Genomic DNA, 14,982 nt, shown 5'->3' with positions numbered 1-14,982 from the left:
TTATGCCTCGCCTTTCTCGTCTTTGCCGATCAGGATGCGGGTATCGCTCAGGTACATGTGGCGCGGCACCACGAGGTTGTCCGGCGCCGGCTTGTTCTTGAACACGCGGCCGGCCAGGTCGAACGTGGAGCCGTGGCAGGGGCAGATGAAGCCGCCGGCCCAGTCGTCGGGCAGCGACGGTTGCGGGCCGGGGGTGAACTTGGTGGAGGGGGAACAGCCGAGGTGGGTGCAGATGCCGATGGCGACGAGGTATTCCGGCTTGCGGGAGCGGGCCTCGTTGATGCAGTACTCGGGAGTGAATTCGTCGGGATTGCGCTTCGAACCGGGATCGGCGACCTGCGCGTCGGTCTGCTTCAGCGAGGCGATCATCTGCGGCGTGCGGCGCAGGATCCATACCGGCTTGCCGCGCCATTCGACGGTGACCATTTCGCCGGGGGCCAGGGAGGAAATGTCTACTTCGACCGGCGCGCCCGCGGCCTTTGCGCGCTCGGATGGTTGGAACGTGCTGACGAGAACGCCTGCGGTGCTGAGCCCTACCACGCCCCCGGCGGCGCAGGTGGCTGCTAACAGACCTCGCCGGCTGGGATCGACCTGCTTCTCAATGCTCATACAAACCCCAATCTTATAAAAATTCGAATATTTGTAAAGCGACAACAGACCTCTAGCAACACAAAATTATAAGTGAACATAAACACTCATCAAAGCGAAAGGTTGCAATAGTAAAAATGGTTGCGAATGGTGCGGTGCATGATGAAGTGCTGCCGAACGCTTGGGTTACCTATTGAAAAAACAGTATCATCCGGCAATACCCTTATTACGCAGGAGGAAGCCATGGGCATGATGCAGGAATTCAAGCAGTTTGCAATGCGCGGCAACGTGATCGACCTGGCGGTCGGCGTCATCATCGGCGCGGCCTTTTCCAAGATCGTGGATTCGCTGGTGCAGGACATCATCATGCCGCCCATCGGCAAGCTGATCGGCGGGCTCGATTTCGCCAATTACTACCTTCCGCTCAACAACCAGGACCCGAACCTGCCGCTGGCGGAAGCCAAGAAGCTGGGCGCGGTACTCGCCTACGGGAATTTCCTCACCATCCTGTTAAACTTCCTCATCCTGGCGTTCGTGATTTTCCAGATGGTGCGGCTGGTGCAAAAGGCCCGTCACCGGCTCGAGGAGCCAGCCAAGCCCGCCGAGCCGGCGCCCGCCGCCGAAGAGGTCGTGCTACTGCGCGAGATCCGCGACGCCCTGAAAAAATAACCGAGCGGCGACGAGCCGCCATCCTCACAGGTAAGCCATGCAACGACTCTGGTTATTGTTTGCGCAAGCGGTGACCATCGTTCTGGCACTGTATTTCGTGTATTCCGCCGTGCGGCCCGACTGGGCGCCCGTGCGCCCCGGTACCGTGCAACAGCTCGGCACCCCATCGCAGCCGGCCTCGGCCCTCGTGGCGGCGCCGGCACCCACGCCCAATTCGTTCCGCACGGCTGCCGGCCGGGCTATGCCGGCCGTGGTCAACATCCTCACCTCGAAGGCGATGCCGGACAAGCATCCGCTGTTGCGCGACCCTTATTTCAAGCGTTTCTTCGGCGACCGCGACGGTGAAGAAGAAGAGGACGACCAGAACAGCCTGGGCTCGGGCGTGATCGTCAGCCCGGACGGCTACATCCTGACCAACTACCACGTGGTGGAAGCGGCCGACGAGATCGAGGTCGTGCTCGCGGACGGACGCAAGTCTTCCGCGAAGCTGGTGGGCACGGACCCGGAAACGGACCTGGCCGTCATCAAGATCGAGCTCAAGCAGCTGCCGGCGATCATCCTGGGCAATGTGGACAGTGCCAAGGTGGGCGACGTGGTGCTCGCGATCGGCAACCCGTTCGGCGTGGGCCAGACCGTCACAATGGGTATCATCTCCGCGCTGGGCCGCAACAACCTGCACATCAACCATTTCGAGAACTTTATCCAGACCGATGCCGCGATCAATTTCGGCAACTCGGGCGGTGCGCTGATCGATACCAACGGCAACCTGCTGGGCATCAATTCGGCCATCTATTCGCAGACCGGCGGCTCGGTGGGCATCGGCTTTGCCATCCCCGTGAGCACCGCCAAGACGGTCATGGAATCGATCATCAAGAGCGGCCATGTAGTGCGCGGCTGGATCGGCGTGGAGTCGCAGGAGATCACGCCCGAGCTGGCGGAAAGCTTCGGCCTGCAGCGCGAGAGCGGTGCGATCATCGCGGGCGTCGTGCGCAACGGCCCGGCCGACAAGGCCGGCATGAAACCGGGCGACATCCTGCTCTCCGTGGACGGCAAGCCCGTGCGCGACACCAACGAGATGCTGAACCTCATCGCCCAACTGCAGCCGGGCGGCAAGGCCACGATGCGCGTGCTGCGCAAGAACCGCGAGGCCGACCTGGCAATCACCGTGGGCAAGCGCCCAGTCCCCAAGAAGTAGAAGGAACCGAATGCATTTGCGTGACCTGAACGGCTACCTGCAAGAGTTGGCCGAGAACAATAATCGTCCCTGGTTCGTGATGAACAAGCCGCGCTACGACATCCTGCGCGAGGAATTCCTCGCCCTCGTCACCGAGGTGATCGCGGCAACCGGCAAGTTCGACCCCGAGGTCAAGTTCTGCAATCCGAAGAAGGCGATCTTCCGCATCAACCGCGATGTGCGGTTCGCCCACGACAAGCGGCCCTACAAGGACAATTTCTCCGCCGCGATCGCACCGAACGACCTGCGGCGCCCCAGCCAGTCCGGCGGGCCCACCTACTACTTCCAGCTGAACGGCCATGGCCAGCTGCAGTTTGGCGCGGGCGAGTACATGCCACCGCCGCACCGGCTGCGCGCGCTGCGCCGGCACATGGTTGAAGATGCTGCGGGCTTTCGCAAGGCGTTGAACAGCCGCGGCCTGAAGGCCACCTACGGCACGATCCAGAACGAAGGCAAGCTGCAGCGCCCGCCGAAGGGCTTCGACCCCGACCACGAGCACATCGAGTTCATCAAGCTGAAGAGCTTTTTCGTGTGGACCGATGTCGACCTGGACCTGAACGATCCCGACGCGCTCGTGCCAATGATCGCCGGCGGCTTCAAGGATGCGCTGCCGCTGGTGCAGTGGATGCGCGCCGCGAAGGTCGAGGAAGAGGAAGCGTAAGCCCACGCCACAGCCGCTCTCCGCCAAAATGTTGCAAAAAAAACCGGTGACAGGCTCCGATTACCGGCCCAGCGAGTCCTTCCCGGCAAATATTGGAAAAAACCGGTGCCTGTCACCGGCGCTCAGGAAATGTTTCAAAAGACCCGGTGCCCGTCACCGGAGTTTGGGAAATGTTTCTGAAAAAGCGGTGGCTGTCACCGGTTTTGGCGCAGCCAAGCTTCCAGGAATTCGACGCACACGCGCACCTTGGCCGACGTGGACAGCCGCGATGGGTAGATCGCCCACACGTCGGCGGGCTGTTCGTAAGCGGGCAGCACGCGCACCAGTTCGCCCTGCGCGATCGCCGGTCCCACGTCCCAGACCGAGCGCAGGATGATGCCGTGGCCATCGAGCGCCCAGCCGTGCACCACTTCGCCATTGCTGGCCGATAGCGGCCCGCTCACCTTCACCGATTCGGGCCCGTGCGGGCCGTGCAGCACCCAGCGCCCGAAATCCTCGTTGCGCTCGCGGATCACGATGCAGCGGTGGGTGGCCAGGTCGGCCAGCGTTGCCGGCGTGCCGCATTCCGCCAGGTAGGCGGGCGCCGCGCACAGGACCCGCGCATTGTCGGCGATGCGGCGCGAGATCAGGTGCGGCTCGTGGGCGCGGCCGACGCGGATATCGAGGTGGAAATCCTCGCCGATCAGGTCGACGGAGCGGTCCAGCAACTCGAGCTGGATCTCGAGCGCGGGATAGCGTCTGGCCAGCGCGGACAGGGCAGGCGCCACACGGTTGCGCCCGAAGCCGGAACTGGTACAGATGCGCAACAGCCCGCCGGGCGCCATCTTCTCGGTGGATACCGCCTCGCCCATCTGTTCCACGTCTTCGAGGATGCGCAGCGCCCAGCCGTGCACCACCTGCCCCTGCTCGGTCAGCGCCACGGTCCGGGTGGTGCGGTGCAGCAGGCGTACGCCCAGCGCGTCTTCCAGGAGCCCGATCCGCTTGCTGACGAAGGCGTTCGATACGCCCAGCGTACGGGCAGTGCCGGCAAAACTCTTCAGCCGCACGACGGTGCAGAACAATTGCAGATCGTCCAGCTGGGGCATATTCTTCACGATTCGTGAACAGTCGAGTTACGAAAGACTGGATTATATCCGTGCTGTAAAAACGCTATGCTGGACGCATTCAACGAGAGGAGATCCCATGAAAACTCAACGCATCGCCGTGATCGCCGGCGACGGCATCGGCAAGGAAGTGATGCCGGAAGGCTTGCGCGTGCTGCATGCGGCGGCGCGGCGCTTCGACCTGCCGCTGGAATTCACCACGTTCGAATGGGCCAACTGCGACTATTACCGGCGGCACGGCAAGATGATGCCCGACGACTGGTTTGCCCAGCTGAAGGACTTCGATGCCATCTATTTCGGCGCGGTCGGCTGGCCCGACACGGTGCCCGACCACGTCTCGCTGTGGGGTTCGCTGATCCAGTTCCGCCGCCAGTTCGACCAGTACGTGAACCTGCGCCCGGTGCGGCTGATGCCCGGCGTGCCCTGCCCGCTGGCAAACAAGCAGCCGGGCGACATCGATTTCTACGTGGTGCGCGAGAATACCGAGGGCGAGTACTCGGCCGCCGGCGGCCGCCTGTTCGAGGGGACCGAGCGCGAGACGGTACTGCAGGAATCGGTGTTCACCCGCAAGGGCGTGGACCGCATCCTCAAGTATGCGTTCGAGCTGGCGCAATCGCGGCCGAAGAAGCACCTGACTTCGGCCACGAAATCGAACGGCATCTCGATCAGCATGCCGTACTGGGACGAGCGCGTGAAGGCGATGGCGCCCGCGTATGCCGACGTGAAGTGGGACCAGTACCACATCGACATCCTGTGCGCGCGCTTCGTGCTGAGCCCGGAGCGCTTCGACGTGGTGGTGGCCTCGAACCTGTTCGGCGACATCCTCTCCGACCTCGGCCCTGCCTGCACGGGAACGATCGGCATCGCGCCATCGGCCAATCTCAATCCCGAGCGCACGCTGCCTTCGCTGTTCGAACCGGTGCACGGCTCCGCGCCGGACATCTACGGCAAGAACATCGCCAACCCGGTGGCGATGATCTGGAGCGGCGCGATGATGCTCGATTTCCTCGGCAATGGCGACGCGCGCTTCAGTGAGGCGCACGACGCCATCATGGCCGCAATCGAACAGGTGCTGCGCGACGGACCGCATACGCCCGACATGAAAGGCTCGGCCGACACCACGCAGATGGGCGAGGCCATCGCATCCCTCATCTGAACCGATCCTTCCTCATCCGGCGGGCGCGATCGCCCGCCGTGACAGCAGTTCATCTCGCGAAATCGGCCGTTCGTCGCATGCCCATGGTGGACAGGCCCGGGGCTCCCTATAGTCCAATCAACGGCACGCAGTTCTTGAACACTGGGTGCCAAGGCCAGACCCATCGGACACTCACAGGAGAGCATCATGAACATCGCCAAGCACATGGAAACCATCTTCCTCGCCTCCGTCGTCATCGTCGGCGCGACCGGCATCGCGAGCGCCGCCGTGGAGCGCATCGGCCACGATACCGCCGAGCCCAAGGTGTACGCCGTCGCCACCGACGGCGCGCCGATGGCCGTGGTGAAGGTCACCGCGAAACGGCTGACCGCTGCTGAAAAAGCCGCGCTGTGAGCGCTGGACCAGCCTGACGAGCGGAGATCCTGATGAACAAGTTTGTCAACGCAACGATGATGGCCGTGGCGCTGTACGTGCACGCAGCCGGCACGGTCCAGGCGGCCGACATCATCAGCGAGTCCCGCGCCGTCGACGCGCGCGTCGTGAAGGTGGTGCTCGATGGCGTGATCGACCTGAAGCTCAAGCAGGGCCCGCAGCCGGCACTGGTGATCTCGGGCGAGCGCCGCTACCTGCCGAAGGTGGTGGTGATCCAGCGCGGCGACACGCTGCGCATCGGCACCGACCTGCGCGGCATCCACCTTAGCCGGCCTGCGCTGCACGCGGAACTGACCTTGCCGAACCTGTCGGAAATCGTGTCGGCCGGCGTGGGCTCGGCCGACGTGCGCGGCTTCTCGGGCGAGCGCCTGCGCCTGGCGCTCGACGGTGCCGGCGCCATGCACCTGCGGGCACAATACCGCTCCCTGGACGCCCACCTGAACGGCGCCGGCACCATGACCGTCGATACCGGGCTGGCCGACAGCGTGGCACTGAACCTGCGTGGCGCGGGACAGATGGTCGTGAGCGGCGAAAGCCGCAGCCTGCGCGCGCGCCTGGGCGGCGTCGGCAGCCTCGATGCGCAGCAATTGAAATCGGACAGCGTCGAGGTCGACATGACAGGCCTCGGCGGCGCGGCCGTGTTCGCGAAGAGTTCCGCCAACCTGCGCCTGACCGGCCTGGGCTCGGCGACCGTGTACGGCAAGCCGGCCAGCCGCAGCGCCAGCGCGCGCGGCCTGGGCCACGTGAACTGGCACTGATTTTCCAGGACCGGCAAATCACCCCGCGTCAGGGCGCGCCACCGCGCCCTGCGCGGATTTTTTCTCCGCCTGGGCGGAAGCGGCGCGCTGGTCCCAGCCCAGCACGATGCGCAACTGCGCCGCCCGTGCGCCATCCTCCGGCATGCGGGCCGCCACGACGCGGGGGGCCGGCACGCCGAGCCGTTCCGCCAGCGAGCGCGCCACGATGCCCGCGTCGGCAGCGTCGCCGTGTTCGATGCGCGTTACCAGGACATTGAACGGCTTCGCATTCGTCAGGCGCACGGATTTCCACTGCGGCCCCTGCAGGCGACGTGCCCAGGCGGCCGCCATGCCGCGCATGCCATTGCCGTTGCTGATCTCGAGGCGCATGCCAGCCTGCCCCTCCGCTGGTGCGATGGATGTATCCGGAACGGCGGTCGGCACGGCCGCCTGGTCGGATGACGCAACCGGCGCGGCAACCCGGCGCACTTCGAATACGCCGCCGGATCGATGCACTTCGGTGCGCGGCATGCCGGCGGGCCACGGCGTGACGGCCTGCACCTGCGGCTGCGGCGCGACGGCGGGCGCGCTCCTGCCAACCACCGCGTAATCGCGGCCGATGTCATGGGTACGCAAAGTGCGCGCCTGCTTCATCATTTTCAGCGCCCGTTCGGTCTGGCCCAGCGTTTCCAGCACGGCGGCCAGGTGCTCCCATGTGACCGGCTGCCGGGGATCGAGCACGCAGGCCTGCTCCAGCAGCGCCAGCGCCTCTTCCTGTTCCCCGCGCAGGTACAGGGCATAGCCGAGATTGCCGAGCAGGAAAGCCCGCTCCGCGGCGGGCAGCGCCTTGCCCTCCTCCACGAGCGCGCGCCACAGCGCCGTCGCCTTGCCATAGTCGCCCTGCTCGGCCAGCAACACCGCCATGCCGTTGCGGGCGTCCGCATGCCGGGGGTCGACCCGCAAAGCCTGTTCCCATGCCTGGCGTGCCTGGGCGAATCGCCGCGCCGCGTGCTCCGCCCGGCCGAGCGCATAGTAGGCATCCGCGCTCGCGAACGGTACCGGTGTCTTCGTGGCCTGGCCGCCGCAGGCGAGCAGCAGCATGCCCGCGCACGCCGCACTCGCCAGTTTGCCTGTGTTCTTCATGCCGCCCCCTTTGAGTTCATGTCATTCCTGGCCGCTCATTGCCGGCAGCACCACCGTCACCAACTGGATTCCCGCAGGCCCCACGAGCACCACCATCAGGGTGGGGAACATGCAGAAGATCAGGGGGAACAGCAGCTTCAGGCCGATCTTCGCCGCCGCCTCTTCAGCCATCAGCGAGCGCTTGAGGCGCAGGTTGTCCGCATGGATACGCAGCGAGTCGGCCATGCTGGTGCCAAAGCGCTCGGCCTGGATCAGCATCGCCACCAGCGTGTCCACCTCTTCGACCCCGGTGCGCAGGGCGAAATTGCGCAATGCCTTCTCTTTCGAGAAGCCGGCGCGCATCTCCATCAAGACCAGCTGCAGCTCGTGTGCCAGTACGGTGCTCTTGACGTCGATCTCGGCGGCCACCTTCGTCAACGCCCGATCCAGCGACAACCCCGCTTCCACGCACACGGTCAGCAGATCGAGCGCATCCGGCACGTTCTCGAAGATCTCGCGCTGGCGCCGATCCACGATACGCGTAAGCACCACATTGGGCAGGTAATACCCGACAGCCGCGCAAAGAAACAGCACCCCCAGCCAATTTTTGGAAAGCATGCCGCCCGAGGTACCGATCACCACGATCGCCGCGATCGCGGGTGCGCCCAGCGACAGGACGGTCTTGGCGGCGAAATACAGCGTGGGCACCGAGGCGTCGCGCCAGCCGGCATTCATGAATTTTGTTCGCAGTGGCGAACGCTCCCACCCTTCTTCCGGCAGCGACAGCTTGGTCAGCGGCTTGGCGGCGCGCGCCACGCGTTCCACCCACTGCCCCTGTGTTTGCTCGGATTTCTGCCCGTCGTCGGGCCGGTTCATGCGCAGCCGGTCGCGCAGCGGGACCGGTGAGAAAATCGCCACCGCGGCCAGCGCGACCGCCGCGACCACGACGAAAACGATCAGCAGGAAAGCAATCTGTGCGGCGTTCATACCCGTATCCTCACGACCTTGCGCATCCACATGATGCCCAGCACCATCGCGACAGCGCTGCCCCCCAGCAGCTTGGTGCCGGCCTCGGTCGTCCATAACACAGCGGCGTATTCCGGATTACCGATGGAGAGGATGACCAGCATGATCAGCGGCAGCAGGCCAAGGACCCACGCCGACATGCGTCCTTCCGCCGACAGGACGCGGACCTGCCCCAGCAATTTGAGCCGGGCGCGCGTGAGCCTGCCGATATTGCCCAGCAGTTCGGCCAGGTTGCCGCCCGACTCGCGCTGGATCAGCACGGCCAGCACGAAATAGCGCAGGTCGGTGAGCGGAATGCGGCTTGCCAGGTTGTGCAACGCTTCATTCATCGGCACGCCAAAATTGACTTCCTCATAGGTGGCCTTGAACTCCGCGCCGATCGGATCGGGGATTTCATCGCCAACCAATTTCAGCACGTTGGCGAAGGAATGGCCGGCGCGCAGACCGCGGGCAAGGAAGTCGGCCACCTCGGGCAACTGGTGCTCGATCTTCTTCAATCGCGTGGCACGCAGGTTCAGCAGCAGTCCGCAGGGCGCCGCGATGGCGCCGGCCAGCAGAGCCAATGCCGCCGGCAAGGGAACCGGGACGACGGCAAGCAGCAGCAAGGCCAGCAGCAAGACGGCCGCCGAGCGACCCAGGAATTGCGCAACCTGCCAGCGCACACCGGCCTGTAGCAGCAACCGGTCGACGTCGGCCAGCTGCGGCACCTTGTGCAACCAGGCATCGAGTCCCGGCGAGCTGGCATACTTGCGCTGCTTGAGGATGCTGATGCGCTCGGCACGTTCGGCGTTCCCGGTCATCAGGTTGAGCCGGCGCGCGATCCGGCGCGCACCACCGCCACGGCTGGTGCTCCACCACATCCAGGCCCCCTCCACCATGAAGATCACGGCGGCGAACAGCAGCACCGCGAACGCGGTGAAGAGCATGTCCATGGCGCTCTCCTACTCGAACACGCGGTCCGGGTCGAACACGCTGTCGGCCACCGGTACCCCGAACATCTTCAGCCGCTCGGCGAAGCGGGGCCGCACGCCCGTCGCATAGAAATGGCCCTTGACCTTGCCGGCGGCGTCCACGCCCGTCTGCTCGAAGCGGAAGATTTCCTGCATCGAAATGACGTCGCCCTCCATGCCCGTGACCTCCTGCAGGCTGACGAGCTTGCGCGTGCCGTCCGTCATGCGCGTCACCTGCACCACGACGGTGATGGCGGAGGCGATCTGCTGCCGCGTCGCACGGGGCGTCAGGTTCACCCCGGACATGCCCACCATGTTTTCCAGCCGCGACAACGCGTCGCGCGGCGTGTTCGAGTGGATCGTGGCCAGTGAACCTTCGTGGCCCGTGTTCATCGCGCCGAGCATGTCCAGCGCTTCGGGACCGCGGACCTCGCCCAAAATGATGCGGTCTGGCCGCATGCGCAGCGCATTGCGGACCAGCGCGCGCTGGTTCACCTCGCCCTTGCCCTCGATGTTCGGCGGGCGCGTTTCCAGGCGCACCACGTGTGGCTGCCGCATCGCCAGCTCGGCGGCGTCCTCGATCGTCACGATCCGTTCGGATGGCGGAATATAGCCGGACAACACGTTCAGCAGTGTGGTCTTGCCGCTGCCGGTGCCGCCCGAGATCAGGATATTTACCTTGGCGTGGCCCAGCCCCTGCAGCACTTCCATCATCGGCGGCGTCAGGCTCTTGTTTTCGATCAGGTTCTGGATCGTCAGCGGATTGGCCGAGAAGCGGCGGATCGACAGGATAGGCCCATCCACGGCCAGCGGCGGGATGATCGCGTTCACCCGCGAACCGTCCGGCAGGCGCGCATCGACCATCGGGCTCGATTCGTCCACGCGCCGGCCCACGCGCGAGACGATCTTCTCGATGATCTTCATCAGGTGCGCATTGTCGGTGAACGTCACGTCGGTCAGTTCCAGCCGGCCGCCCCGCTCCACGTAGACCTGCTTGTGCGTATTGACCAGGATGTCGGAGACGCCGTTGTCGGACAGCAGCCGCTCCAGCGGGCCGAAGCCCAGCATCTCGTGCTGGATGTCCAGCACGAGATGATGGCGCTCGGCCTGGTTGAGCACGATCCGTTCATCCTCGATGATGCGCTGCACCAGCAGCGCCAGCTCGTGCTTGAACTGCTCGGCAGTCAGGCGTTTCAGGCGTTCCAGGTCGATGCGATCCAGGATCAGCTGGTGCATGGTGGCCTTCAATTCCTGGTAGGCCAGCTGCGACTGTGCGGGCACCGTGCTGCCGGTGCCGCGGGCTTCCTCGGCCAGGGCCAGGCGTTCGCGCAAACTCATGGTATGACTCCTTTGCTCATTGTTCGGAACCGCTGCGACCGAACAGGCGGTCGAACAGGCCCTTGCTTTCGACGACGCGCCGCTCCGTGACCAGCTCGACCAGCTCGCCCAGGCTGCGCGCGACGGGACTGGTGCGCGAGAGCTGCAGTACGGGAATGCCCTGGTTGACGGAATCGGTGGCCGACAGATAATCGTTCGGCACGGTGTGCACCACGATCGCGCCCAATGCTTGCTCCAGGTCGGAAAGCCGCAGCTTGCCGCCTTTCTCGTAGCGATTGACGATCAGCCGCGTGCGGTCGGCCGGATAGCCCAGCGAACGGAAGATGTCGAGCAGGCGCCGGCCATCGCGGATATCCGGCAGCGCCAGCTGCAGCACTGGGTAGATCGTGTCCGCGCTGTCCAGCGCGCGCAGCGACAGTGCATCGATCTGCCGCCCCACGTCCAGCACGATGAAGTCATAGTGCTGACGCGCCACGCGCAAGATGGTGTCGATGTGCTCGGGCTTCATGTCCACCGTGCGGCTCGGGTCGTCGCCACCTGCCAGCACGCCGAAGTTGCTTGTCACCTGCACCAGGCTCGACTCCAGGAATGCGGCATCCACCCGGCCGATCTGCGCACAGACATCCGACAGCGTCATCGCCGGCTTCTGGTCCGAGACATACAGCGTGGCATCGCCGAACTGGCCGTGCATGTCGATCAGCAGCACCTTCTTCTCGGCCAGCGCGGCGAGGGCGAAGCCGAAGTTAGTGGAAAGGAACGTGGCGCCGCTGCCGCCCTTGCAGGCGATGAAGGCCAGCACCTTGCCGTCGCGCATGCGGGTCACGCCGGTTTCGATCTCGATGCGGTCCATCGCCTCGTGGAAGGCACGGTGTACGAGCGGCAGCTGCAGCACTTCGCGGATACCGGCACGCATGGCGCGGATCAGCAAGTCCTGGTGCGCATTGCGGGCCAGCAGCATGACGGTGGCCTCCGGATACAGGCGCGTGAGGCGCTCCACCAGCGGCCACTCGGAGGGTTCGACGCCGCTGGCATCGAGGATCACGAGGTCCGGCGGCTCGGGCAGCAACCGGTCGGTGGCGTCGCGCAGGTCCTGGCGCGACGCGACCACCTGCACCGCCGGCAGCCGCGCGGAACCCTGCGCGGCAAGCTCGGCGTGCAGCAGGCTGTCGTTGCTGATCATCAGGGCTTTCATGGCTATCATCCTTAGGGTCAATTACAGGGGAAGGTGCACGGCCGGAAGCCAAGCGATTCAGCCTTGACGACCGTGGTTGAGATGGGAATCGGAATAACGGACAGGCCGGGAATCAGCCCCGTAATGGGGTCGAACATCAAGGGATCGCACGTTCCCGCCTCAGTGCGGCAGATGCGCGCTCGAACGGCCCGGACGCATGTACCGCCATATGGATCGTGCGCGCATTCCCTGGCATTGGCTTGCAGAGAGGCAGGTTTCGCCGTCAGGTCCGCTACTGTCCCGTCACCCTTCATCGACAGGTAATCGATGCGCAATTGCGCTGTCGTGAGATTGGGCGCCAGGGGCAACGCGGCATAGCCGAACAGTGCGCGCGTCTTCACCGCGGCCAAGGCATCCGCGTTGGTGAAATCCGTCATCGCGGCATCGCGGGCGGCTTGCCGGGTCACTTCCTGTACTGTGTTAATCACGTACATCAGGCGTGCCAATTCCAGCGTGCCAAATATCATCACGAGAAATACCGTCATGCAGATCGCCAGTTCGACGGTGACGAGACCGCGCTGGCTGCGCCACGGCTGGCGTGGGGAATGGTCAGGGCACATAGATCTGGAAATAGGTGACGTCGAGGTCACTTTCGGGGAACATCTGCCCGGTGAGCTCCGGGCTGAAAATCGTGTCCCTGAAGCGCATATAGGCGCTGATCGATATGTGCGTCACGGAGGTCCTGCCGCATCCGCCAGCGCCGGTAGTGACGCAATCGACCTCGATCTCGCCTGGCTGAATATCCAGGCCTGCCGACCGGGTCGCCGCACGGATATGGTTGGCCGCCAGGCCAGTAATGTCACCATCCACGTTTTCGGTGGTGAGCGTCTCGAACGACAGCGAGCCGACGATCCTCCCGGCGCTGGAGACCGCCTTTTGCATCGCGACCACATGCCAGGTCAGCCGCCCCATCAGGACGACGACCGCCAGGAGGACGACGCCGAGCAACAGCACGATCGACATCTCGACCGCCACCACGCCACGTTCGGCCTGCCACGAGTGTTTCATCGGAATACCTCCACATCGGTCCTGAGGGCAGCCTCGGCGACTTCGACCCCGGCGAATTCGCCGGGCACTTCAGTGGCCGAGGCCGGTGCCGACAGGAAGAAGCGGCCGTAGGCGAGCACGGTCGCTTCCGTTGTCGGCATCGCCGCGCCGCAATTCAACAGGGGTATGCGCATGAGGCGGCGTTCCCTGCGCCCCGGAGCGAACTTGTCTACCGTCGGGGCAATGTAATAATCGCTCCCGGCGCGCCGATACGGAGCTGGGCTGCTCCAGGTTGTCGTGACACCCGGACCATACAGCGTGGGCCAGTCCGTTCCGGCGAATACCGTCCCGTTCTGCTTCCGGGCCGGCGCGAACGCCCAAAGAATGCCGTAATCGCCTGGATTGACCACCTGTCCCGGCGCTGGCGGCTGGTCTGCAATGGTCGACATCGGCAGGTTTTCGCCCTGCACGGTCGCGGCGCTTGCCGCCGTCGGCGCCGCGGCCTGCCATGCATTGCTTCCCCCATAGGTCTTGATATTCGTATCCGGCGGGCCTCCCGGACGCGTGCACTGGCCCCCCGTGTAGACGCCGAGCCGCGAATTGATATGCGCCGCCATGTCGAACGATGCCAGCTGGCGTACCCGCAGCCTGTTGCCCGTACTCGTGCGAGCGATCTTGCCCGCGCACATGAATGGCCCGACAAAGGCAGTGGCGCCCGCATCCATTCCGGCCGAGCCGCTGGTACCTGCCCCAGCGGCCGCAAGTGGATCCACGAGGAAATATGCGCCGTCCGTGGCCCCTGTTCGGGGATTGATCTTCAACAGGTTGTAGGTGACCCCTTCCCGGAAGCCATAGGTCACCAGTTCCTTCAAACCGCCCGCCTCGCGTGTCGCCGTGGCTATCGTGCTCAGCGCACAGATCGCCAGTGGCGTGATGCGCAGCGCGGTCGGTCCCGCCACCGCCACCGGGGCGACGTCGACACTGGTCGTGACGCCGAGGAGGCGCATGAAGACCGGCTCGACCATTCGCATCTGAGCGGGCAGTGCGCTCAGGTCGACCCGTGCATAGAGCGCGGTGCGGGCGTCGACCTCGGCTGCGCTCTGCCATGCGCCCACGGGTGTATCCGGGCTGGCACTGAACTGCAGTGCGGCGGCATTCCAGACGAGGGTTTCGTCGATTCGGAACGCGGTCCCTTCAGCCGTCTTTTTCGCCACATGGCCCGCGGTCGTCAACCCGCCCGTGGTGCCGTTCAGTGCTCTTGCCGCATTGAGCGCAATCGTATCGGCTGCCGCCTGCAACTGCGCCTTGCGGTAGTAAACGAGGCCGAGGTCCAGCGCAAAGCCCGCGAAGCCGAGGATCAGGACCAGCATGAACACATACATGATCAGGAACGCGCCCTGCTGGCGCACCGGCTTGCCGATCGGCTTGCGCGTTGGCGTACGCATTGGGTTGCTGATCGGCCTGCTCATTTGTTGCCGCTGATGCCGATGGTGAACGCGCTGGCCGGCGCCGGCGGTTCGGTGAACGAACTCTGGTAGCGCTGCTGGGCCGCCACGGCACTCTGGCCATCCATTCCGGCGACGGGCCGCTTGTCACGCGCCGCTTCCGGGTTCAGGATCTGCTGCGCAAACGCGGCGCGGGTCGCCTGGCCAAAACGCGCGTCGTAATACGGCGTGGTGCGCCCGACGCCGCCGCAACCCGCGACGGCGCAAGCCAACAGGACAGTGATGAGGCTGTGTTTCATGTGC

17 protein-coding genes are annotated in these 14,982 nt (G+C 65.0%); 6 read left to right on the top strand and 11 right to left on the bottom strand.

The features are described from left to right. Positions 1 to 609, bottom strand: coding sequence for a ubiquinol-cytochrome c reductase iron-sulfur subunit (petA, locus tag V6Z91_RS09300; protein ID WP_338769536.1), 609 nt, complete (start codon positions 607 to 609; stop codon positions 1 to 3). Between the two features lie 222 nt (positions 610 to 831). Here petA and mscL point away from each other — a divergent pair, with 222 nt between their 5' ends. Genes mscL through V6Z91_RS09285 form a run of 3 tightly spaced genes read left to right on the top strand, consistent with a single transcriptional unit; the run spans position 832 to position 3,152 of the window. After that, on the top strand, positions 832 to 1,257 hold the full coding sequence (mscL, locus tag V6Z91_RS09295) for a large conductance mechanosensitive channel protein MscL (protein WP_338771779.1): 426 nt from the start codon (positions 832 to 834) through the stop codon (positions 1,255 to 1,257). A gap of 37 nt (positions 1,258 to 1,294) precedes the next feature. After that, a complete protein-coding gene (locus tag V6Z91_RS09290) occupies positions 1,295 to 2,452 on the top strand; it encodes a Do family serine endopeptidase (protein WP_338769533.1) in 1,158 nt (385 codons plus the stop codon). A gap of 10 nt (positions 2,453 to 2,462) precedes the next feature. Further along, positions 2,463 to 3,152, top strand: a complete 690-nt coding sequence (locus V6Z91_RS09285; RefSeq protein WP_338769530.1) for a DUF2461 domain-containing protein — start codon at positions 2,463 to 2,465, stop codon at positions 3,150 to 3,152. A 194-nt stretch (positions 3,153 to 3,346) separates the two neighbouring features. Here the strand turns inward: V6Z91_RS09285 and V6Z91_RS09280 are convergent, their stop codons facing one another. Then, positions 3,347 to 4,246: a LysR family transcriptional regulator gene (locus V6Z91_RS09280; RefSeq protein WP_338769527.1), complete on the bottom strand. Its 900-nt coding sequence runs from the start codon at positions 4,244 to 4,246 to the stop codon at positions 3,347 to 3,349. Positions 4,247 to 4,334: 88 nt separating this feature from the next. Between V6Z91_RS09280 and V6Z91_RS09275 the strand changes: the two genes are divergently transcribed. The 3 genes from V6Z91_RS09275 (at position 4,335) to V6Z91_RS09265 (ending at position 6,601) form a co-directional block, all read left to right on the top strand. Beyond that, a complete protein-coding gene (locus V6Z91_RS09275) occupies positions 4,335 to 5,411 on the top strand; it encodes a tartrate dehydrogenase (RefSeq protein WP_338769525.1) in 1,077 nt (358 codons plus the stop codon). Between the two features lie 186 nt (positions 5,412 to 5,597). After that, entirely contained in the window at positions 5,598 to 5,804 is a 207-nt protein-coding gene (locus tag V6Z91_RS09270) for a hypothetical protein (RefSeq protein WP_338769523.1), read from the top strand. Positions 5,805 to 5,836: 32 nt separating this feature from the next. Beyond that, positions 5,837 to 6,601 carry a DUF2807 domain-containing protein gene (locus tag V6Z91_RS09265; RefSeq protein WP_338769521.1) on the top strand — a complete coding sequence of 255 codons (765 nt, stop codon included), beginning with the start codon at positions 5,837 to 5,839 and terminating at the stop codon, positions 6,599 to 6,601. A gap of 18 nt (positions 6,602 to 6,619) precedes the next feature. Here the strand turns inward: V6Z91_RS09265 and V6Z91_RS09260 are convergent, their stop codons facing one another. From V6Z91_RS09260 to V6Z91_RS09220, 9 genes are all read right to left on the bottom strand, one after another. Further along, entirely contained in the window at positions 6,620 to 7,723 is a 1,104-nt protein-coding gene (locus tag V6Z91_RS09260) for a tetratricopeptide repeat protein (protein WP_338769519.1), read from the bottom strand. A gap of 21 nt (positions 7,724 to 7,744) precedes the next feature. Continuing rightward, positions 7,745 to 8,689 (bottom strand): type II secretion system F family protein, encoded by a 945-nt coding sequence (locus V6Z91_RS09255; RefSeq protein ID WP_338769517.1) that lies wholly within the window; start codon positions 8,687 to 8,689, stop codon positions 7,745 to 7,747. After that, the gene (locus tag V6Z91_RS09250; protein WP_338769515.1) at positions 8,686 to 9,660 is read right to left on the bottom strand and encodes a type II secretion system F family protein; all 975 of its coding nucleotides are present in this window, start codon (positions 9,658 to 9,660) and stop codon (positions 8,686 to 8,688) included. The genes V6Z91_RS09255 and V6Z91_RS09250 overlap by 4 nt, the downstream gene beginning before the upstream one ends. 9 nt (positions 9,661 to 9,669) lie before the next feature. Beyond that, on the bottom strand, positions 9,670 to 11,016 hold the full coding sequence (locus V6Z91_RS09245) for a CpaF family protein (RefSeq protein ID WP_338769513.1): 1,347 nt from the start codon (positions 11,014 to 11,016) through the stop codon (positions 9,670 to 9,672). A 16-nt stretch (positions 11,017 to 11,032) separates the two neighbouring features. After that, positions 11,033 to 12,208, bottom strand: a complete 1,176-nt coding sequence (locus V6Z91_RS09240; RefSeq protein WP_338769511.1) for an AAA family ATPase — start codon at positions 12,206 to 12,208, stop codon at positions 11,033 to 11,035. A gap of 17 nt (positions 12,209 to 12,225) precedes the next feature. Beyond that, the gene (locus V6Z91_RS09235) at positions 12,226 to 12,732 is read right to left on the bottom strand and encodes a TadE family protein (protein ID WP_338769510.1); all 507 of its coding nucleotides are present in this window, start codon (positions 12,730 to 12,732) and stop codon (positions 12,226 to 12,228) included. A 64-nt stretch (positions 12,733 to 12,796) separates the two neighbouring features. Then, positions 12,797 to 13,255, bottom strand: coding sequence for a hypothetical protein (locus V6Z91_RS09230; protein WP_338769508.1), 459 nt, complete (start codon positions 13,253 to 13,255; stop codon positions 12,797 to 12,799). After that, a complete protein-coding gene (locus V6Z91_RS09225; protein ID WP_338769505.1) occupies positions 13,252 to 14,703 on the bottom strand; it encodes a Tad domain-containing protein in 1,452 nt (483 codons plus the stop codon). The genes V6Z91_RS09230 and V6Z91_RS09225 overlap by 4 nt, the downstream gene beginning before the upstream one ends. Further along, positions 14,700 to 14,978 carry a hypothetical protein gene (locus V6Z91_RS09220; protein ID WP_338769502.1) on the bottom strand — a complete coding sequence of 93 codons (279 nt, stop codon included), beginning with the start codon at positions 14,976 to 14,978 and terminating at the stop codon, positions 14,700 to 14,702. The genes V6Z91_RS09225 and V6Z91_RS09220 overlap by 4 nt, the downstream gene beginning before the upstream one ends. Between the last annotated feature and the right edge of the window lie 4 nt (positions 14,979 to 14,982).

This window comes from Massilia sp. METH4 (assembly GCF_037094685.1).
Classification (GTDB): Bacteria; Pseudomonadota; Gammaproteobacteria; order Burkholderiales; family Burkholderiaceae_D; genus Rugamonas.
This window is presented reverse-complemented; position numbering and strand designations above follow the sequence as displayed.